The sequence below is a fragment of the Sulfuricurvum sp. genome, from assembly GCF_036279695.1.
Lineage (GTDB): Bacteria > Campylobacterota > Campylobacteria > Campylobacterales > Sulfurimonadaceae > Sulfuricurvum.
The window spans coordinates 1-17,948 of record NZ_DASUIQ010000014.1 but is presented as its reverse complement, the minus strand read 5'-3'; the positions used below and the strand labels follow the sequence as shown (position 1 = coordinate 17,948).

The window sequence follows — 17,948 nt, the reverse complement described above, 5'->3', positions numbered from 1 at the left end:
ATGATCAATATTGAATTATTAAAAGAAACTCTAAAACGTCTTTCTTTTATCAAGAATATAAATGAGATTAACTGTGAAGATTCAATCATCAGAGGTTCAATAGTAATATTATTTGATGGTTTGAAATCTTCTCTGAATTTTCGTTTTGAAATTTATCCTCCCTATCCATTAAAATATCACGGTTCAGAAAGTATTAAATTTTACAACGAGGATTTAATTGCTATCAATCATGTTATGCAAGATGGATCTATATGCATACACAATTCTCATAATACTGATTTAAAACAAAAAATATTAATGGATTTTGATTCACTCAAACAATGGATTCAAAAATATTATATCGATAAAGAAAAGGATCTTAATTATGAACACATTGTTGTTGAAGAAGGTTTAGTAGAAGAAAAATATTATTCTTATATTTTTACAGATATAGGTTACGCTTTCTCTGAAGGTGATTTTGGACAAGTTAAAATTTTCTTTCTAAATAATACTTTATACAAAGACAAAGAGATAGAAAATTTTCTTGTTCAAAAATTTGTATTCAATAAAAGTGAAATTCCATGTAAGTGGAACTCCCACTATAAAAACATTCAAGCCCAAGATATTGGTTTATTTTACTTTTTTGATAAACATCCTGCAAAAATGAATAAATTTATTTTCAATAATTGGAGTGAGTTTCAAGAACTAGTGTCAAACAAGTTTCTCAATTATTTGTATCAATTTGAACAAAAACACCTAAAACACTTCAAAGGCTATGTTCTACCATTGTTTTTTGGGTATAGAACAGTCAACAATGAAATTCATTGGCAAGTGGCTTTAATAAAAGTTGGAGCGTTTCCAATCAAAGGTGAAGCAGAAGTTTTACTTGGTATTAAAACTGGAAAGTGGAATACCAAGCTGATCAGCTCAGATATTAAGTGGGCTTTAACTAGGGATTCATCTTACAAGTACTTCTTTGGTAGAGGCACCTTAGATAAGTCTATAATAGAAAGCAAAATATTGATCATAGGTCTTGGCGCTATTGGTAGCATGGTGGCCAAAACATTAACAAGAGGCGGTTGCAAATATATTGATATTGTTGATTATGATACTAAAGAGCCTGAAAATGTATGTCGTTCTGAATATTTATTTCAAAGTGGGTTATGTGATAAAGTGAGAGAGATAGAAAGTCTATTAATTGCAATTTCTCCTTTTGTAGAAGTTACAATTATTAAAAAAGAGTATTTTGGACTTATTGCCAAAATGCTATACAAAGACATGGAAGCCAGAAGTCATTTAATTGCAACCCTCAATGAATATGATATTGTCTTTGACTGCACAACTGACAATGATTTAATGCATATAATAGAAACATTTGAGTTAACTGGTCAGATAATAAATATGTCAATTACAAATCATGCACAAGAGCTAGTCTGCGCGTTTTCTCCAAATATTTATAATTTCGTAAATACGCAATTTAGCGAAATATTGAACAATGATTTAGAAGATTTATATGAGCCTAATGGTTGTTGGAACCCAACTTTCAAGGCCTCATATAATGACATAAATACGCTAGTGCAGTTTGCAATCAAACATATAAATAATATCTACAAGAACTCTAAAGAAAAAAATAATTTTGTTATCGGCACTAATGCTGATGAGCTAACCTTAGAAATTAAAGAATACTAATGAAATTTTTCAATCAGCATAAACAAGTGAGCTTAATTGTTGAAGAAAGCCTCATTGCTAAAATCTTTCAAATCGGTATAGAAAAATACCCGCTTGAAACAGGTGGATTTTTAGTAGGTTACTATTCAAATGATTCAATGACTCTCTACATAAAAGATTTATTGTTACCCAGTAAACAAAAAGGCATGGCTTACTTATTTGAAAGAAGTATCGATGGGATGAAACAAGTTTTCAAAAAGCTGTTTGAAGATCAAAAATATTTTTACATTGGAGAGTGGCATACCCATCCAAATGGTTTATCTATGTATAGCTCCACAGATTTAAATGCTATGATAGAGATTGCAAATTGTGAGACTGTCAGTATTACAAATCCAATTCTTTTGATTCTTAGTATTCGCGATAAACAAGTAAATGATTTCTCATTTTATATCTATAACAACAAAGGATTACATCGCTATGAGTAAAATTGATTTAAAAAAATTATTTGAAGGTCTACAAGGTCAAATGGTTTTCCAATTAAGCACTAATAGAGAGTTTATTACTCATCCTGGTTCCAAGGGAGATGCGTTAGAAAATGCATGGATTGAATGGCTAAGAAAATATCTGCCGAATAGATATAGTGTTGATAAAGCTATTGTTATAGATTATGAAGGCAATACAAGTCATCAAATTGATATCGTAATTTATGACAATTGGTATACTCCTTTCGTATTTTCACAAAACGGGTTTCATTATATTCCGGCAGAAGGAGTATATGCGGTTTTTGAAGTAAAGCCAGATATCCAAGGCAATGTTGGCAAGCAAACTTACATTGAGTACGCTGCTGAAAAAATTGAAAGCGTTAGAGCACTCAAAAGAACCTCGACCAATATGATTAATTCAGGGACTAAATTAGAGCCAAGAGGTTTAACTAAAATAATTGGTGGAATCCTTACAAGTACCAATTCTTTTACTCATGAGAACAATGATACTATTAAGAAACATTTATCAGCACAAATAGGTCTTGGAGGTATCGATTTAGGATGTATTGCAGACTATGGTTTTTTCTATGTTGATTATGACGGGCAAGAAGAATACAAGACCTCAGACTTCAATCAAAGAATAATTGATTATTACAATACGAGAAATATCAGAGAAATTATTTTCAGTAACGCAGAAAACTCATTAGTGTCATTTTTTCTTCAACTAACTAGATATATTCAACAAGCAATTGGCACTATTCCAGCAATTGATTTAAATGCTTACGCTAATACTATTGGTTTTACTATTGATCAAGAGTTATAAAAAAATCAACTAAGAATTACTATGTTTATTCAAATACAAATATGATACTTTTATAATGATCGCCAACACGGTAATACCTGCCATAATGGCAAAGAATTTTCCCATCATTGTTAACTGCTTTTATTCTGCTGGCTTCAGTTTAAAACGTATGTTGAACCTTACGACTTATTGGAATCATTTTGATTAAAAATAGCGAGATCCAGTAGTAGAATTTCACGACTTGTTTTCCTATCAAATTACTCATCAATTGTGTGTCTCTAAACTCACGTATGTAATTTAAATGCTTATGATTTCGATCGCCATACATATGCACAAGGAAGCAATCGTTGTTGTCGAATGTTTTGATAACTGTGCCACAATAAGGGCAGAGAGTTTTATCCGGTTCTCCTCGATAGGTAACCATGCGCGGTACTACTTTTCTACCGCACGATGGACAAGTAATCCGATCATCTTTATGTTTGGATTCGTGTACTTTGTTTTGTTTATCCTGTGCAGAAAAAATAAGCTGAATATTTCTTGCACGAAACCCTTTTTGATCTTCGCCCAATTCGAATTCAACATCATCATTCCCCGAGGGGACCGATGGGTGTTTCCACTCACCGATTCGAAAGAATATATCCTCTTTTAACCCATCCGAAAATATAAATCCGAACCCTTTTTCAGCGTTGTAAAATTTAACCGTTCCTCGCATTATATTTATCCAATACTACTTGCAATTCATCGCTTCACGCCCGGCAAACTGATTATTACGCATATAGATCAGATTTACACTGCATTGATTCCCATACGCTTGTCTGCTGCATATTGCAGTATAACCATCGATCGATACTTTCCCCGCGCCGTATTGACTGCATTGTTGTACCAATGATCCTTTAGCGTTTTGGATCGATTGAGGGAGTTTTAGATTAGAATAGACAAACCGTTCATCGGTAATATCTCGTGCTTCATTGTTTTGTACTTTATAGTTTTTGTAGGTTTTATTTCCACCTATCTCTTGTATATTCACCATCTTCATTGTTCCTGTGTCACTGTAGACGGTGGAGAGTAACTTTCGATTACCGATATTGTTTTCACTTTGAGCTCCTAATGGGAGCATTGAAGTTGAGAGAGCAAGCCCTTGCATCTGTATATCCGATACGTCACTTTGATCAATAACGAGGTTGTTTTTTGCATACGTTGGTACCGTATCGGTGAGGAGCATGAATTTAAATGGTTCAAGGCTTCTTAGGATAAACGGATGTTCGATATCAACACATCCCATCTCTCTTTTCATCATCACCGGTTTGCTATAGATATTCGTTTCACCGCCATCGACAATGAGCTTGCCCGAAGCTTCTTCACAGAATGCTCTAGCCATTTCCGTTTGACTTTTAAACGGAGAATACTTGATGAGATATTTATTCCCTTTTTGTTCCGTTACATACTCGGCAAATAGTGACTCAATCGTTTTAGAGATCTTCGGTTTGGCGAAATTATCCGCCGCTACCGCTTCGCTAAACGTAACAACCATAGTGTCGGGATAGCGTTTGGTTTTAGCCGTATAGATGGTTTTACCGGTATCGATCGATTTACATGTCGTGTCATAGTAAAAGTTCTGCGGCCTTAGAGCATCAGTATCGGCGATGAAACCTCGTTTGAGACGCTGATCGCTAAAGAACTCTCGAAAGTCACTGCGGGATTTAACAAAGAAGTATTTATCTTCGGGTTTGAGTTGAGTATATTTGTTTCGCTGTTCGCTTGAAAGCGCTTTGACTTTAGCATGATCAAGGCTGTGTGCCTCTACCGTATCGCCGAAACTGTCTTTGATTGTAAAATAGACATCTCCTCCGTATGCGAAGCACTGACGCTCCAGCATATCTTTAGCATCTTCACTTCGGGTTTTATAGGTTATTCCCCCTCCTATAAGGGGAAGTTCTTCAATCGGTGTAACTACTTCAATGGTGTTGGACGCATCGGTTGTTTTTACTTCGATCTTCATCTCTTTCATTCCAGCGATAAAGGAATTAGAAATGGGTTGCTGATCGGCGTATAACGCGGTACTTAGGGCTAAGGTTATGAGTATATTTTTTGAATTCATAGTGCAGTTTTTTCCTTTCTTTTTCTGCTTACATAGCTATTACTATTTGTGTGAAGGAGTATAACATAAGTACACTCTAAATAGTAATTACTAATTATTTGGAGCCGCATTGAGAACACTGGAAGATTTGAGCCAAGAGGATGTTGATGAGCTGTATCGACGTATCGGAAGAAACGTTAAAGCGCTTCGTGAACTCAACGGTTTAACCCAGCTTGATCTCTCCTATGCGATGAACCTCAAATCCCCTGGTCTTATCTCTCAAAGTGAACTCTATCTGGATAAACAGCACTTTAATATCAAGCACCTCTATCAGATCGCCCATATTCTCGAATGCGACATCACCGATTTTTTTAAAGTCGATTGACAATTGATCCATACTCTAAGCGATTGAACGCTGTAAGTGAGATCGTTTTGGGGTTGAGTGTTTTTTTCGCTCCCCCTGATAATAATCCGACCATTCACTGCTTTTTTCATCATTGCACGCGGTGAGCATCAGCAATACCGGCTCATCGTCAGTGTTGGTCGTGTTCGTAAAAATATAGCTGTGCCCAAGATAGAGATAGCGAACACATCCGTTATCCAACGTAAAGGACTTACCACCCCGTACGATCGACTCGGCATAACGCTCCGCCGTAGTCTTGGATTTAATACCGAACCGTTTTTTTAGACGTTTTAATGCATGGTTAGTAAGGACAATAGTCATCTTATCCTCCGTAGGTGTTCATGAGCAGTGCATACAGAGCACCGGAACCAAACACGATCACATCGATCAGGACCAATACCCCCGCGATACGTTTGATTTTAATCATCATGACTGTACCCTTCGCAAGTGCTTATCCCATGACTGCTGCCACAGTTGTGCAAATCAGATCCATAAGGGTTGCCGCAGACGTCCATATTCCCCATCATCGGTAAGCCGGTAGCCGGGTTAATACTCGTCCCTTGGTAGCTTTGGTGATATCCAAACGAATTCTCGTCTTGGATGAACGGATCGCTGTCGTTGATAAAGCTGTGGTTGTTCTGCTTCCACGTCTTCGTAGTAGATAATGACGCTTTGTAATTTAGGAACATGCGGATAAATAGATAGACCAGTGCAATCAATACTAATAGTTTTAGCATCTTCTTTCCTTTGTTGTTTCATTGTTGTGTGAATCTTTCTTTGTGGTGCCGGAGCGATTAAAACCGCTCCAACAGATTTCTCACCCACGGAGTCTCTCTATGGGTGAGGAGATAGCATAGCAAAGCTCCCAGCAGCACACCGACAATGCTTTGCAGATAATCGGTGAATGTTTGGGCATGCCATGCTAATACAAATGCGGGGAGGTAAAATCCTCCCCAGATGATGAGCCGTTTCATAGTTCGCTCTTTTTTATCGATAGCCCTTACGTGTTTATAGCTCTAATAGCTTCTCATAGGCTCTGTATGCATCGAATCGGTTCGAATAGACCTCTGTTATGGTTCGCTTCGCTCTTGAGCGTAGAAGGCTTCCATACGTGCGGATGAACAGACTCTCTCCAAAGAGGTTATCGATCAGTTCGATACGGTAGTAGCGTAAACGGTTATTGACCGCTCTGCTCAGGGTTGTTTGCATAAGGGTGATTATGGGTGTTTGAATTCAAACGTTTCCCGATCAAGCCGGCGATGCCGATAAAGACCAACGAGAGCGCTGCGATTAATACCGCTTGTCCACTTTCCGCTGAAGGGGTTTTCATCCAATACCCGGATGCGATACCGCAGCCGATTGCAATGATCAAATAAAGTGTTTTAGAGTTTTTCATGATCTTCTCCTTTTTTTCTAATAGGCAGTACAACAGCAAAAAGGGTATCGTTGTAACCAATTCCTATTTTTTCGAGTTCACCGGAGGAAAGTTTTTCCAGCACTGTTTCGATATTGGCCGCAAACTCTTCGTACGCATAAATCTCGCTTCGTGTATAGGTTTCGGGGATATCTCCGACAAAGTCCATCCACTCTTTTAGTTCAGGATCGGAGCTGTAGTCTTTGGCAGCCAAGTCTGCTCCGCGTACCCATTTTTCTGTCTCTTCAAGCTCTTGGTTGATTTTTTCCAATCGCGCAGCATTGCTCTTTACTTTTGCATTTCTCATGTATAGGGCATACGCCAACACAGCAATCAGAACAATAGTAGTAATCCATACGAATATATTACACATTTTTCTCTCCTTGATCAATAGGCTCTTTTTTCTTCCCATAGGATCGAAACAACACTATTGTCATTATGATCAGCCACAATGTAAAAAGAGCCAGTGCGGCCATCAACCACTCAGTAGCGATACACGCCGGTATCTCTCTCAAAGGAACTTCACACTCATCTTCCAATAGATCGATCCCTTGATCAGCTTTAAACGCATAGTGCTCTCGTACCTCCCATCCATTTGTGTGGGAGATCAACACCGGTTTAGCATGCTCATCACGGCAGATAATCTCTTGGCCTTGAGTAAACTGATTTTCAAAGAAGGCAACTCGATCGGCTCTGGAGCAGATATCATTACCCCAGTAAAGCATCACTAAAAGGATATTTCCAATCCCTATCCATAAGAACCGTCGCTCAAACATCCCTGCCAGAATGATAAAAAGGACAATAAAGGCAGAAACTCCGATCATCTGAAAATCAAAGGTGTTCATTCTCTCCCCCTTGTTTTTCCATCAATTGCAATTTCAGCTTCAACTCTTCGATCTGAAGGCTTTTTAAGCGCTGATGCTCGATCAGCACTATGACACTGTCAAGTTCGGCTTCTCGAAGATGCCCACTCACTTCCCCTTTGAGCTTGGCGTAGTGCGGAGCATTCCAAACACTCTCCTGACCTCCAAATATAATTCGCTCCATCTCATCGCCTCTAGTGTGAAATGCTATACGCTCATCGATGAGGGCAACGAGTTCTTGGTTGCCAAGCGGTTTTTGTCGTCTGAGGGTATAAAGGATCAACCCTGCGCTTGTGATACACAATCCAACTATAAGTACACTCATTACAAAATTCATACTATTTCTCCGTTCTATTCAAGGAAGAGCAATCAAAGATCACTCTTCACAACATGACTTCGCTTTGTGCGAAATCAGACATCAGAAGATCCTCCTCTGATTGGGCCTTTTTTTACAATTCGACAGTGGCAAAAATCTGATCAGGATCTTTGGCTGTAAGTGAAAAGAGTGCGTTAGTCTTACACGGCTCTTTTCCAAAAGGTGAGAACGTTCTCGGTCGCGACTGGGGAAATTTTAGCAGTGAATCAGGAGAAATTCAAGAGATTTTTATTCAAAACTTTTAGACATAAAATCTCAGTAAATAGGGGAAATTAGTGGAATTGTTTTTGTCTAAAAGTCAAGAGGGTTTTTATCAAAATTTATAATAAATATATCCATAAGTTCTGATAGCTTTTTTCGAGCAATAAATGCGATAACTGACGAATCTAAATTCATCATTGAAGAATAGATTTTATTTGTTACTAGGTAAAAATTATTTAATAAAAAGTCGACTAATTCATTTTGATCAAAATGATTTTTATCGATTTGTTGTTTCAATAAATCCATAAATAGTTCTTTTTCTTCAAGTGACAATGATGGTGAAAAAGTTTCAATGTTAAGTGGATCAAATAGCTGTGATTTAGTTTTGGACATAATATTTTTTAAAAATTCAGTACACATTTCTTCAATATGTACTCTGCTTAGATCAAATGCATCCATATTATTGATTACGGCGAATTTATTTGTTGTCAAGTCCTTTCGATATTTGAATTCTCTTTCGATTTCCAATAATGAATGTTTATCATTTTGCAAAAAACATTGCTCGGCAATTGTTTTAAACTCATCAATAGAACCATATTCATTTTCCATATTTCTTAACCATTGATCAAATTCATTTGCTGCAATTACATTATTTCTTCCTATTTCTAACATTTGATCGATTTGGGAATCAATTTTTTTTCTATATCTTTGTTTTGACCTCTCAGCTGTAGATGTCTTTGGATCAAAATATAGAGTGTAGTCACCATGTCTTTCAAATATTTCAAGATTTTCGATAGGAATACGTGTAAAGGTATATTCGAATAATTTTAAAGAATCAATATGCCCTTCATTTTCAAGAATATTTATAATATTTTCGAGTCCTTCAATCGATAGCAATCTAAAAAACTTTTCGTATGGTTTCAATTTGCTGATTGGCTTGTCTAAGCGTTTTCGAGCATTTCTTTCAGCCACTCCAAATAGCTTTTCATACAACCGCAAGCGTTCTTGATAGTCTTGCCACATGTTTTAACCTTAAATAAAAATTATGACGTTTTTGTCATAATTTTACAGTTTTTTAGATAAAAAAAACTTCATAATTGTGCAATCCAAATCGGATTAATTCATTACACAAGGATTCATATGGATCAGGAAAGACTCGTTCGAATATCAGAGGTACAACGGCGTGTAGGGCTAGGCAGAAGCACTATTTGGTTGTGGATCAAACAGGGACGCTTCCCAAAAGGAAAAAAGTTGTCATCAAGTGTGACGGTATGGCATGAATCGGAGATTAGAGCATTTATCGCAGGAAACTGGAATGTTCAATAATGAAGTAGATGAAGAGACAGCGGCAACTATCTCTTCAGAAAAAGGTTCTGACGAAAGAACTAATGGAGTATACAACAATATCGTTTGGGAAAAAATATTGACCAAGCAATATTATCAAATTGTACGCTCATTTGACAAAATTACGCAAGCAAGTATGGATAGTATTGTGTTAAGCATATTGTGTGCATTGCCGGCGCTATGCAGCGGTGCAACAGTTAGTCAAGAAAAAGATGCAAAAGGGCGACCGATCATCTTGTTTTTCGCCTATTTCGCACGGTCTGGCATGGGAAAATCGGTCTTGGCCAATACGGTACGTAAATACATGCTGTTTTGGCTGGATGATTTTTATACCCAAGAAAACAAGAAATCTAAAGATAGTGTTTTTCCGGATGTGTTTCTGGATGCTGCTTCGGCTGAGGGATTTGAACAATCCATTTTTGTCAAAAGTGCAATTCATTTCTTTGTGGATGAGTATGGGAAGCTTTACAGAGCTTCTAAAAACGATACCGTTAAAGCTAGCTTACTGAGAGCGCTTATGCAGATATTTGACTCAGGCGTGTTGATTACACGAAAGCTCAAAGATAGTAAGCGTTCTCAACATCTGATGGTACAAGGCATGGGGCTATATGCTGCAAGTACGATAGGCCCATCAAACCTCACTCAATCGGATATGAGAGACATGATCAGTGATGGTATGCTGAACCGATTTTTAGTGATTTTTGGCGAATTCAAAGAAATTCCTATCCGCCAAGAACTATCAAAAAATGATGCAGAATCGATAGAACGCTTCGCGCGCACTTTTCATGAGTATGCGTCTGAAAAATCATTTTATTTGGGACATGAAGCTACAGAGATTTATCAGCAGTTTCATCAGTCAATTAATCAACGATTTCGACAAAAATACGACATGTATGACGATACGGCTGGGTTTGAAATCAGACTTTTAACGATTGTGCAGCGAATCGCAATGCTATTACAAGTATGCATCAATATCGAAAACACTTCACCGCACATCATCGAAATCAGTGGAAATGCTATGGGACGTGCTGTCCAAATGCTGAATTATCTGCATCAAAAACACTTTCAGAAAGTGCTTTTGTATGCGCAGGAAAAAACAACTGGAAAAGCAACACTTGAAGAAAAAATCAAAAAACAGCTGAAAAAAGATGAACCTCAAGTATTACGTACAATTGTACGTAATGTAAGTCCTGCTAAAACTGACGAAGTACGAGATATTTTAGACTATCTTGTAGAAATAAATTGGGCGAAAAGAGACGGCGTAAATATCTATTCTAAGAATGGAACCGACACCGACAGAAGTGCATAAATCCCAATAATATGGGATTGAAGAAATGTTAATTAGCAAAAGTTGTATACCGACATTAGCTGACATTAGTCGGTTGTGTCGAAATTTATGAATACCCATCTGCCGACATTTTTATCCCGAATCTAAGGGAGTTATGAGGTTTTGTCGGTTGTCGGTGGATAATTTAGAAGGAGACGAAATGGAATTAAATGAATTAGAAAAAACGATTGTTGCAATAACGTTACTAAGTGCAGATGTGCGTAAAGAAAATATCCGTTGGCTCGCTAAGCAAAACAGTCTTATGGTCTATGAAGTCTTTAAACTAAAGAAAAACCATTTTCATAAACTTAAAGCTGGTGGTGTCATTACTGATTTGATTTTGATTGAAATGATTGCATTTGTCTTTGCGATTAAAGAGTTGATTGAATCGACAGAACTTCAAAATAAAAAGAATCGTTCAAACGATTTAACTGGATTGAGGAAAATAGCACGAAATCAGGCAAAAAAATTCAAAAAAGTTAGAAAAACACCTAAGCGTGATCTATTGATGAATTTACACAATAACATCATTACTTGGATCGAAGAAGGAATTTCTGACCGTGGGATTGCTAATTTGATTTATAAAACCAAAAAAATTCAAATATCTCATACAGAGATTTCGCGTTTTCATCAAGCGTTAAAAAAGCAAAAACATGTTGAAAAATAAAGCTATTTTAATACCCATAACTTCTGATATAAAGTGTCATTTAATGGTGCTTTTTGAAGCAAATAAGTTAGCCAAACGATATCAATTGAGAGAACTATATTTCCATTCAAAAATTGTTGCTCAATCATGGGATGAACTAGTTGATTTTGTGTCAATTTTTGATGCATTTAATCGAAATTCACTTATCGGTAGTATGGATTATCATGTAGGTGAAGTAAGGTTTAGATTGGTTGCAAATAAAGACAAACCACCTAAGTTAAATGCTTTTATGTATCGTTCAGGTCAAGAAGCTTTGAATTGTCATTACTCAAAATATGAAACATTGTTGATTGCCAACAAGCTATCAAAAATTATTAGTAAGTTGGATTTGGAGGTTCAGCATGTCTAAATATAAAATGCATTGGTTATATGAACTACACTTAGATACTGTACTAGAACAGTATAAATATGGATTGGATGAAGAGATGAAAAAAGATCTTTTTGAATTTTCAACATCTAAAGAAGTGATTACGATTTACTATGAAACAGCACGCAAAATTTATTATCGTCAACCTATGATATGGGTTGAATGGATAACGAATTATAAAATAAAAAAAATATTAAAAAAGACATCGATTATCAATGTATCACGTATCCTTGCAAAACAAATGTGCGAGCGTTCAACAAGGTTAGTGTTTAAAAATTGTCGTTGTATTCATGAAATTGTCTAAAAAATTGTAAAGTGATGTGTAAACTTGATGTAAAGTTTTGTGTAATTTTAACAAACATATAGAATGTAAAGTTTATGCAATTAAATTCCCTTTATACCGAAGTTTGTAGAGGAGCAAAAACTCCAGAAGGAAACGGGGTAAAAACGGTGCATCATGCAGTCCAGTAAAGTGCGCCTTGCTGCACTTTACAAAAAATCTTCTAAAATTTCTCATATTTAATTTTTTGAATCTCGTTGTGGTAAGTGTAGCCTCGTCTTGGAAGCAGGCATCGGTTCGCTCAGTTATTGATCTGCGCTTTATCGGATTATTTAAAATCAGACCAAACCCGTTTCCGATTTTGGGGTAACAAAATTTATAACGACTCAACATCAAACCTATGACAGAGATAGGAATAAACGAATTCAATTACAGAGACAAACATGAGAGGATCAGTCGACTGGCAGAGTGCCGAATTGGTAAAAGCAATTTTCGTAGAAGGTACTAAAAAAGAAGAACGCATTGACCCGTGTCATCCTAATCATAACTGTGTATCAAGTTTTATGACGATGGTAACGTATCGATCCGTTTGGAACAACGCTGGGCACTGGATGAAAGAATTTTATAGCATTAAAGATTTTGAACAAATTACTGCCGAACATATTGAAGCCTATATGCTTTATAAAATTGAATATTACCCGTCAAAAGCCTATCTTGAAAAAATTTCAGCAGCTCTTGGAAAACTTGAAGTTGCTCTCAAACGTTATGCACAACAAAAATACGGAGAACCGCGTAATTATGATTTTGGAGTACGCCAAATTCAACTCAATTTAGCCAGGAATCTAAATCGTGTGTATGATGGATATCACAGTCGGATTTATAAAGAACCGGAACAATTGATTGCAATGCTTGCAAACCACAAACATAGGTGCGCAGCGCATGTACAATTACATGGACTGGCAAGGGCAGAGGGGTGCACGTTGATCCGTCCTGAACAGATGCATGGGTATCATCATGATCCGATCACTAAAAAAGAGATTGGAATCATCCAAACCAAAGAGAAGGGAGGCAAGATTGGTGATGTATTTGTTGATGTCGACACGTATCGACAAATCGAGAAAATCATCAATCAAGAAGGACGATTTAAAATCAACTACAAAAGTTATGCGGAAGATATCCGAAATGCTTGTGCGATATTGCAGATAGAGTGTCATGGATCACACGGATTTCGCTGGACAGGGGCTCAACGCAGAGTTCGAGAGTATCAAAGGGCAGGGTATTCTTATGAAGAAGCACTTCAAGGTGTTTCATGGGAAATGAAGCACTTCAGAAGCTCGATAACAGAACATTACCTAGGATGATATTAATTAATAAAAGGAAATGAATTATGGATAATGTGATTACAGAATCAATAGAAACGGTAGCAATACGCTTACAGGAATATGTGAATGATAACTTGGACCGTCCGTTCGCATTATATGTGTATGAAGAGATTGTATTTCTATTTACACGTCCTTTTTTGTGTAGATATAATAAAAGCGATTTTACGGATGCCATAGAGGAACAAAATGCATTAGCTGAATCGATTCAAATCTACTTCGATGATGAATTTGGAATCATATTTCCTATCGATATTACGATTGAAATTGTAAAAATACTTTCATATTGGAGTGATCCTGAAAATGGATACGAATGATGTTGTCAAATAGCAATCGATTGGTCAGTGTTTTTCGTTAATGTCAATATTCGATCAACCCATACAGGTTTAATGCCGTATTCGGTACTCATCGGACGTAAATAGTCATTTTTGACTGCGAGAGTACGGTCGATAATGTCACCCGCATTTCGAATATTGAACTCATCGGCGATTTTAATCAAATGTTTGCGGTTGATTTCACTCACCGGTTTATAATCGAACAGCATCTGATGTTTTGGCGATGGGGCAAATGTCAGATCATAGGCGGGTGCCGCTCTCCATGTACCGTTTTTATCCATGAGATACGAGAAGTTTTTGGAATGATCATCTCTATTGGCGAAAACAATGTTAAAGATCATGATTCGATACATATTTTCCATATCCGAATGGGGAATGTTGAGTTTCAATCCGACTCGGAAAAGATTGCTATAATCAAATGTCGTTTCAGCGGGATTATGATGCATGAGCCCTGAGAGGGAATGCATGTGCAATCGTTCTACATTGTCATTTTGTTTCAGAATGTCGAATCTCTCTACTGCAAAATGGATACCGCCGTTGCCGTCTTCGATCAGGTAGGTATCAGAGATTGTGATTCCGCATTTGCGCGCGAGGATGGCGTATATATATTCCGTTACCGTTTTTGAAAGATTAAGTTCATCGTAAAACGTTTTAGATTGCGGTTCACGAGTATAGAGTAAATTATCGAATTTCACGATCGCGTGGACGAACCCATTCGGTAATGGGTCACTTTTTTTGCCGACATACATACTTTTTTGATCTGGATTCAATCCGACGATCGCTTTGGGTTGAGCACCGCCGGCTGCCGAGTTGGATAGGGCGATGATTTTTTCAAGCTCAAATTCACTTTCACCGAAGAGTGCTTTTTTGGTCTCTTCGTAGAGTTCTGCCATCTGAAAAATAGCTTGAGTATTTTTGGAGCGCTCATGCAATTTTTCTGGCTCGTAAGTTAGTGCTCCCATCGTATTGCTGCCAAGAATTTGTAATTTTTCAATAGTTGTCGGACTCTTTTTAAAATGACGGATAAAAAACTCTTCCAAAAAAGTGTTCCCATATTTTCCCGGTAAGCTGTCACTTATAAGTCCAGGTAGGCCGTATTGGTGCTCAAGATGAGAAAAATTATACGGTTCACCCATCTTCGTGATTTTAATCGGAGAGAACGGAAGCGTATTCGTAGGATTCATGATGAAATCATAGGTTCCCTTATCGTTCTCGATAATTTTGGCTACGGTTTCACCCCATGCTTTGACTATAAGTGTATCATTTACCATTTAATCGCCTTTCTAGGCAAAAGAATCGATTCAAGTTCTTCGATGCGTCCGAGTCTTTGCATGATGATAATAAAATTTTGAAACGAGATCTCTCCACTTTGTTCGAATCGCATATAGGTTCCAAAGGGTATTCCGGAAAATTCGGCAAACTCTTTTTGGGTCATTTTGGTAGCTTTTCGTAATGCTTTAGCTCTGCGACCTATTTCGTGTGCTATTTCTATCGAAGAATGGAGTTCGAAGGTGTCCATGGTGAAACCTCTAATCAAATATGATTAAAATTGTACCATTTATTTAATATTTAATCAAATATGATTTATATGTCTAATGTTTTTATGAAATTCTTGATTTCTTTGTCGAATAACCTCAAATCTAACTATCCGTACACTGCATAATTCCGACACTGTTTTTCGTATGGATTATTGCAGCTTTTTTTTGCTTTAAAAGCAGGGTAGGTCAGAGTGTACGAAAAACACTTGTTTTACGATGCTTATGGTTTTAAATAATTTATAGATACATGATGATAACTTTAAGATTAATATGGATGACAACATAATAGCCTATTCATCTGAATGGCAATTGTATGAAAAAGATGCGGTTGGTTGACTCAAGCATTTGTAGTATTTCTTTTAAATATCTATCTTTATAAAGTAAAAGTTTTTATTTAGGTTTAATAACTATCATAGTGATATAGTGTGTAAATATATTGCAATATATAAAAACACATAAGGATCTAAAATGAAAAAAGTTATTCTTACAATAACTCTAATCAGTCTTGTATCACTCTATGCAGCAGAAGCTGTCAAACCTGTACCAACTACTGGTCCGGGAGAAAAAACCCAAGTTGAAAAAAATGTGGTCAAAGTCGAAAAAGTAGAGAAAAAGTCAGAAACACAAGTTAAAAAAGAAGCTCATAGAGCTGCTGATAAACTTTAATACGATCTCAAGGGGATAAAATGTTTAAGAAAATGCTTTTAGGTACTTTGATAAGTACAGTTGCATTCGCTGCCAATCAAGCGGAGTTGAATGTAAATAACCATGATCTTGAAGGTCAAGTTCGACTTGATATGAAACAAATGGGATTTAGTTCTCTGGAAGGCTCTTATATCGGAGCACGTATCTTGAACGGCGATGAAAGTAACAGTGACCGCATTAACAATACCGATCCATTGATGGAAGTATCGTTTATGGTGCAACGTCCGGTAGAACAAGTCCCCGGTTTGGCTATAGCACTTGGAATTAAAGGTGAATATACCAAGTTTGACGGTGATAGATACGCAGCAATCCCGTTAGGAATCGAAGCGGATATGAAACTTCCGTTTATTGAAGTCCTTCCATTGTATGTCGGTGGAGCGTTGTACTATGCACCATCGGTACTATCATTCCAAGAGGGTGACGATTATTTAGAAACGCGTCTCCATTTTGATGTTGAACCGATAAAAAACGGTCGGATTGAAGTCGGCTACCGTATGATTGACACCGATGTTAAAAACAGAGATGTAACGTATAACGATGCGTGGTATTTAGGAATGCGTATCGATTTTTAACCTTCCTTCCTTTTGGCACATTGATGATTAATGTGCCAATACAACCAATTCACCCCATTTCACTCTTAAAATCAGCCATAAATACAAACATATTTTGTTAATTTGCATTAATAATAAATACAAAGCTTAAAAATATAAAGAATGGTCATACTGTTAATGATCGTAATAAAATGTTTATTTACGATAATTTATAATTTAAAGCGGGGTTTATTATGAAAGTTTTGAAACAATATTCTAATCCGTTCATGTGGCTTAGTATTCTAACGTTGAGTATTATCATAATCGGATGCGGTGGTAGTGGTAGTGTTATTGATAACACGGTTTCGATTGCCCCTAGGGTTATTTCTACCAATCCCGGCAATAGCGCCACGTCAGTAGCGCGTAATCAAAGTATAACGGCTACTTTCAACACGGCTATGGATCCGGCTACCCTTATATCGAGTACTTTTACAGTAACCGGACCTGGGTCTACAGCTGTTGCGGGAACGGTTACCTATACGGGTACAACTGCTGTTTTTAATCCGACCGTAGATCTAAACAGCAGTGTGCTCTATACTGCGACAATTACGACCGCTGCCAAAAGTATTGCCGGTATCGCCCTTGCCGCCAATTATGTTTGGACATTTACAACAAGTGCACTGTCTGATGTTACTGCACCGGATGTAAATTCTACGAATCCGGACACTAATGCTACAGGGGTATCAATCAATCAAAATATTACGGCTACGTTCAACGAAGCTGTTGATCCAGCTACGGTAAACACGACTACTTTTACATTGAGCGATGGTGTAACCCCGATTGCTGGTATTGTGAGCTATATGGGTACTACCGCGACCTTTAACCCGACAAGTAATCTGAATGTTGACACCAATTATACGGCAACCGTTACTACGGCTGTCCAAGACTTAGCCGGTAATGCCATGTCAGTCAATAAAGTGTGGATATTTTCTACAGGAACAACGATAGCAAACGGACCGGATCCTGTTAACCTCGGAACAGCAGGCAATTTTGTCCTTCTTAGTAAATCGGGCATTTCAACTACCGGTGCAACAAGTATTACCGGAGACATCGGTGTCAGTCCTATCGATGCAACTGCATTTACAGGTTTTTCTAATTATACCCTTGCTGGT

General features: G+C 37.1%; 27 protein-coding genes. 14 read left to right on the top strand and 13 right to left on the bottom strand.

Annotated elements, in window-relative coordinates:
- Genes VFW36_RS01970 through VFW36_RS01960 form a run of 3 tightly spaced genes read left to right on the top strand, consistent with a single transcriptional unit; the run spans window position 1 to window position 2,952 of the window.
- Window positions 1-1,668, top strand: a complete 1,668-nt coding sequence (locus VFW36_RS01970) for a ThiF family adenylyltransferase (RefSeq protein WP_329657146.1) — start codon at window positions 1-3, stop codon at window positions 1,666-1,668.
- On the top strand, window positions 1,668-2,132 hold the full coding sequence (locus tag VFW36_RS01965) for a Mov34/MPN/PAD-1 family protein (RefSeq protein ID WP_329657145.1): 465 nt from the start codon (window positions 1,668-1,670) through the stop codon (window positions 2,130-2,132). Before VFW36_RS01970 ends, VFW36_RS01965 begins: the two co-directional genes overlap by 1 nt.
- Entirely contained in the window at window positions 2,125-2,952 is an 828-nt protein-coding gene (locus VFW36_RS01960) for a DUF6602 domain-containing protein (RefSeq protein ID WP_329657144.1), read from the top strand. Before VFW36_RS01965 ends, VFW36_RS01960 begins: the two co-directional genes overlap by 8 nt.
- A 139-nt stretch (window positions 2,953-3,091) precedes the next feature.
- Here VFW36_RS01960 and VFW36_RS01955 read toward each other — a convergent pair whose 3' ends face one another.
- Together VFW36_RS01955 and VFW36_RS01950 are read right to left on the bottom strand one after the other, a co-directional pair.
- Window positions 3,092-3,643, bottom strand: a complete 552-nt coding sequence (locus VFW36_RS01955; RefSeq protein WP_329657143.1) for a CFI-box-CTERM domain-containing protein — start codon at window positions 3,641-3,643, stop codon at window positions 3,092-3,094.
- Window positions 3,644-3,658: 15 nt separating this feature from the next.
- Window positions 3,659-5,029, bottom strand: a complete 1,371-nt coding sequence (locus VFW36_RS01950; protein ID WP_329657142.1) for a hypothetical protein — start codon at window positions 5,027-5,029, stop codon at window positions 3,659-3,661.
- Window positions 5,030-5,138: 109 nt separating this feature from the next.
- On the opposite strand from VFW36_RS01950, the gene VFW36_RS01945 reads away from it, so the two are divergent.
- Complete coding sequence (locus VFW36_RS01945) at window positions 5,139-5,393, top strand: helix-turn-helix transcriptional regulator (RefSeq protein WP_329657141.1); 255 nt, start codon at window positions 5,139-5,141, stop codon at window positions 5,391-5,393.
- A 15-nt stretch (window positions 5,394-5,408) separates the two neighbouring features.
- On the opposite strand, the gene VFW36_RS01940 is transcribed toward VFW36_RS01945, so the two are convergent.
- The 9 genes from VFW36_RS01940 to VFW36_RS01900 all read right to left on the bottom strand — a co-directional run bounded on the left by VFW36_RS01940 (window position 5,409) and on the right by VFW36_RS01900 (window position 9,288).
- Window positions 5,409-5,732 carry a hypothetical protein gene (locus tag VFW36_RS01940; RefSeq protein ID WP_329657140.1) on the bottom strand — a complete coding sequence of 108 codons (324 nt, stop codon included), beginning with the start codon at window positions 5,730-5,732 and terminating at the stop codon, window positions 5,409-5,411.
- Window positions 5,733-5,830: 98 nt separating this feature from the next.
- Window positions 5,831-6,148: a hypothetical protein gene (locus tag VFW36_RS01935; RefSeq protein ID WP_329657139.1), complete on the bottom strand. Its 318-nt coding sequence runs from the start codon at window positions 6,146-6,148 to the stop codon at window positions 5,831-5,833.
- 57 nt (window positions 6,149-6,205) lie between these two features.
- Window positions 6,206-6,385 (bottom strand): hypothetical protein, encoded by a 180-nt coding sequence (locus tag VFW36_RS01930; RefSeq protein ID WP_329657138.1) that lies wholly within the window; start codon window positions 6,383-6,385, stop codon window positions 6,206-6,208.
- A 34-nt stretch (window positions 6,386-6,419) separates the two neighbouring features.
- Window positions 6,420-6,620: a molybdenum metabolism regulator gene (locus tag VFW36_RS01925; protein ID WP_329657137.1), complete on the bottom strand. Its 201-nt coding sequence runs from the start codon at window positions 6,618-6,620 to the stop codon at window positions 6,420-6,422.
- Window positions 6,589-6,807 carry a hypothetical protein gene (locus VFW36_RS01920; protein ID WP_329657136.1) on the bottom strand — a complete coding sequence of 73 codons (219 nt, stop codon included), beginning with the start codon at window positions 6,805-6,807 and terminating at the stop codon, window positions 6,589-6,591. Before VFW36_RS01920 ends, VFW36_RS01925 begins: the two co-directional genes overlap by 32 nt.
- Entirely contained in the window at window positions 6,794-7,198 is a 405-nt protein-coding gene (locus tag VFW36_RS01915; RefSeq protein ID WP_329657135.1) for a hypothetical protein, read from the bottom strand. The genes VFW36_RS01920 and VFW36_RS01915 overlap by 14 nt, the downstream gene beginning before the upstream one ends.
- A complete protein-coding gene (locus VFW36_RS01910) occupies window positions 7,191-7,670 on the bottom strand; it encodes a hypothetical protein (protein ID WP_329657134.1) in 480 nt (159 codons plus the stop codon). Before VFW36_RS01910 ends, VFW36_RS01915 begins: the two co-directional genes overlap by 8 nt.
- A complete protein-coding gene (locus VFW36_RS01905; protein WP_329657133.1) occupies window positions 7,657-8,013 on the bottom strand; it encodes a hypothetical protein in 357 nt (118 codons plus the stop codon). Before VFW36_RS01905 ends, VFW36_RS01910 begins: the two co-directional genes overlap by 14 nt.
- A 342-nt stretch (window positions 8,014-8,355) precedes the next feature.
- Window positions 8,356-9,288 carry a hypothetical protein gene (locus VFW36_RS01900; protein WP_329657132.1) on the bottom strand — a complete coding sequence of 311 codons (933 nt, stop codon included), beginning with the start codon at window positions 9,286-9,288 and terminating at the stop codon, window positions 8,356-8,358.
- 117 nt (window positions 9,289-9,405) lie between these two features.
- Here VFW36_RS01900 and VFW36_RS01895 point away from each other — a divergent pair, with 117 nt between their 5' ends.
- From VFW36_RS01895 to VFW36_RS01865, 7 genes are all read left to right on the top strand, one after another.
- Window positions 9,406-9,591, top strand: coding sequence for a helix-turn-helix transcriptional regulator (locus VFW36_RS01895; RefSeq protein WP_329657131.1), 186 nt, complete (start codon window positions 9,406-9,408; stop codon window positions 9,589-9,591).
- A complete protein-coding gene (locus VFW36_RS01890; protein WP_329657130.1) occupies window positions 9,581-10,918 on the top strand; it encodes a DUF3987 domain-containing protein in 1,338 nt (445 codons plus the stop codon). Before VFW36_RS01895 ends, VFW36_RS01890 begins: the two co-directional genes overlap by 11 nt.
- 178 nt (window positions 10,919-11,096) lie before the next feature.
- Window positions 11,097-11,603 carry a hypothetical protein gene (locus tag VFW36_RS01885; protein ID WP_329657129.1) on the top strand — a complete coding sequence of 169 codons (507 nt, stop codon included), beginning with the start codon at window positions 11,097-11,099 and terminating at the stop codon, window positions 11,601-11,603.
- On the top strand, window positions 11,590-11,991 hold the full coding sequence (locus tag VFW36_RS01880; protein WP_329657128.1) for a hypothetical protein: 402 nt from the start codon (window positions 11,590-11,592) through the stop codon (window positions 11,989-11,991). The genes VFW36_RS01885 and VFW36_RS01880 overlap by 14 nt, the downstream gene beginning before the upstream one ends.
- Complete coding sequence (locus VFW36_RS01875) at window positions 11,984-12,313, top strand: hypothetical protein (RefSeq protein WP_329657127.1); 330 nt, start codon at window positions 11,984-11,986, stop codon at window positions 12,311-12,313. The genes VFW36_RS01880 and VFW36_RS01875 overlap by 8 nt, the downstream gene beginning before the upstream one ends.
- A 419-nt stretch (window positions 12,314-12,732) precedes the next feature.
- Window positions 12,733-13,650, top strand: a complete 918-nt coding sequence (locus VFW36_RS01870; protein WP_329657126.1) for a hypothetical protein — start codon at window positions 12,733-12,735, stop codon at window positions 13,648-13,650.
- Between the two features lie 26 nt (window positions 13,651-13,676).
- Window positions 13,677-13,985, top strand: a complete 309-nt coding sequence (locus VFW36_RS01865; protein ID WP_329657125.1) for a hypothetical protein — start codon at window positions 13,677-13,679, stop codon at window positions 13,983-13,985.
- Between the two features lie 5 nt (window positions 13,986-13,990).
- Here VFW36_RS01865 and VFW36_RS01860 read toward each other — a convergent pair whose 3' ends face one another.
- Together VFW36_RS01860 and VFW36_RS01855 are read right to left on the bottom strand one after the other, a co-directional pair.
- A complete protein-coding gene (locus VFW36_RS01860) occupies window positions 13,991-15,274 on the bottom strand; it encodes a type II toxin-antitoxin system HipA family toxin (protein ID WP_329657124.1) in 1,284 nt (427 codons plus the stop codon).
- Window positions 15,268-15,522 (bottom strand): helix-turn-helix transcriptional regulator, encoded by a 255-nt coding sequence (locus tag VFW36_RS01855; RefSeq protein ID WP_329657123.1) that lies wholly within the window; start codon window positions 15,520-15,522, stop codon window positions 15,268-15,270. Before VFW36_RS01855 ends, VFW36_RS01860 begins: the two co-directional genes overlap by 7 nt.
- A gap of 487 nt (window positions 15,523-16,009) precedes the next feature.
- Between VFW36_RS01855 and VFW36_RS01850 the strand changes: the two genes are divergently transcribed.
- The 3 genes from VFW36_RS01850 to VFW36_RS01840 all read left to right on the top strand — a co-directional run.
- Window positions 16,010-16,207: a hypothetical protein gene (locus VFW36_RS01850; RefSeq protein WP_329657122.1), complete on the top strand. Its 198-nt coding sequence runs from the start codon at window positions 16,010-16,012 to the stop codon at window positions 16,205-16,207.
- Between the two features lie 20 nt (window positions 16,208-16,227).
- On the top strand, window positions 16,228-16,818 hold the full coding sequence (locus VFW36_RS01845) for a YfaZ family outer membrane protein (RefSeq protein ID WP_329657121.1): 591 nt from the start codon (window positions 16,228-16,230) through the stop codon (window positions 16,816-16,818).
- Between the two features lie 212 nt (window positions 16,819-17,030).
- A partial coding sequence (locus VFW36_RS01840) for an Ig-like domain-containing protein (protein WP_329657120.1) occupies window positions 17,031-17,948 on the top strand: 918 nt, incomplete at its 3' end.

What these genes read in the sequence shown, in the direction of transcription:
- VFW36_RS01970 (WP_329657146.1), top strand. Translation starts at nt 1, where the DNA reads ATGATCAATATTGAATTATTAAAAGAAACTCTAAAACGTCTTTCTTTT.
- VFW36_RS01965 (WP_329657145.1), top strand. Translation starts at nt 1,668, where the DNA reads ATGAAATTTTTCAATCAGCATAAACAAGTGAGCTTAATTGTTGAAGAA.
- VFW36_RS01960 (WP_329657144.1), top strand. Translation starts at nt 2,125, where the DNA reads ATGAGTAAAATTGATTTAAAAAAATTATTTGAAGGTCTACAAGGTCAA.
- VFW36_RS01955 (WP_329657143.1), bottom strand. Translation starts at nt 3,643, where the DNA reads ATGCGAGGAACGGTTAAATTTTACAACGCTGAAAAAGGGTTCGGATTT.
- VFW36_RS01950 (WP_329657142.1), bottom strand. Translation starts at nt 5,029, where the DNA reads ATGAATTCAAAAAATATACTCATAACCTTAGCCCTAAGTACCGCGTTA.
- VFW36_RS01940 (WP_329657140.1), bottom strand. Translation starts at nt 5,732, where the DNA reads ATGACTATTGTCCTTACTAACCATGCATTAAAACGTCTAAAAAAACGG.
- VFW36_RS01935 (WP_329657139.1), bottom strand. Translation starts at nt 6,148, where the DNA reads ATGCTAAAACTATTAGTATTGATTGCACTGGTCTATCTATTTATCCGC.
- VFW36_RS01930 (WP_329657138.1), bottom strand. Translation starts at nt 6,385, where the DNA reads ATGAAACGGCTCATCATCTGGGGAGGATTTTACCTCCCCGCATTTGTA.
- VFW36_RS01925 (WP_329657137.1), bottom strand. Translation starts at nt 6,620, where the DNA reads ATGCAAACAACCCTGAGCAGAGCGGTCAATAACCGTTTACGCTACTAC.
- VFW36_RS01920 (WP_329657136.1), bottom strand. Translation starts at nt 6,807, where the DNA reads ATGAAAAACTCTAAAACACTTTATTTGATCATTGCAATCGGCTGCGGT.
- VFW36_RS01915 (WP_329657135.1), bottom strand. Translation starts at nt 7,198, where the DNA reads ATGTGTAATATATTCGTATGGATTACTACTATTGTTCTGATTGCTGTG.
- VFW36_RS01910 (WP_329657134.1), bottom strand. Translation starts at nt 7,670, where the DNA reads ATGAACACCTTTGATTTTCAGATGATCGGAGTTTCTGCCTTTATTGTC.
- VFW36_RS01905 (WP_329657133.1), bottom strand. Translation starts at nt 8,013, where the DNA reads ATGAGTGTACTTATAGTTGGATTGTGTATCACAAGCGCAGGGTTGATC.
- VFW36_RS01900 (WP_329657132.1), bottom strand. Translation starts at nt 9,288, where the DNA reads ATGTGGCAAGACTATCAAGAACGCTTGCGGTTGTATGAAAAGCTATTT.
- VFW36_RS01895 (WP_329657131.1), top strand. Translation starts at nt 9,406, where the DNA reads ATGGATCAGGAAAGACTCGTTCGAATATCAGAGGTACAACGGCGTGTA.
- VFW36_RS01890 (WP_329657130.1), top strand. Translation starts at nt 9,581, where the DNA reads ATGTTCAATAATGAAGTAGATGAAGAGACAGCGGCAACTATCTCTTCA.
- VFW36_RS01885 (WP_329657129.1), top strand. Translation starts at nt 11,097, where the DNA reads ATGGAATTAAATGAATTAGAAAAAACGATTGTTGCAATAACGTTACTA.
- VFW36_RS01880 (WP_329657128.1), top strand. Translation starts at nt 11,590, where the DNA reads ATGTTGAAAAATAAAGCTATTTTAATACCCATAACTTCTGATATAAAG.
- VFW36_RS01875 (WP_329657127.1), top strand. Translation starts at nt 11,984, where the DNA reads ATGTCTAAATATAAAATGCATTGGTTATATGAACTACACTTAGATACT.
- VFW36_RS01870 (WP_329657126.1), top strand. Translation starts at nt 12,733, where the DNA reads ATGAGAGGATCAGTCGACTGGCAGAGTGCCGAATTGGTAAAAGCAATT.
- VFW36_RS01865 (WP_329657125.1), top strand. Translation starts at nt 13,677, where the DNA reads ATGGATAATGTGATTACAGAATCAATAGAAACGGTAGCAATACGCTTA.
- VFW36_RS01860 (WP_329657124.1), bottom strand. Translation starts at nt 15,274, where the DNA reads ATGGTAAATGATACACTTATAGTCAAAGCATGGGGTGAAACCGTAGCC.
- VFW36_RS01855 (WP_329657123.1), bottom strand. Translation starts at nt 15,522, where the DNA reads ATGGACACCTTCGAACTCCATTCTTCGATAGAAATAGCACACGAAATA.
- VFW36_RS01850 (WP_329657122.1), top strand. Translation starts at nt 16,010, where the DNA reads ATGAAAAAAGTTATTCTTACAATAACTCTAATCAGTCTTGTATCACTC.
- VFW36_RS01845 (WP_329657121.1), top strand. Translation starts at nt 16,228, where the DNA reads ATGTTTAAGAAAATGCTTTTAGGTACTTTGATAAGTACAGTTGCATTC.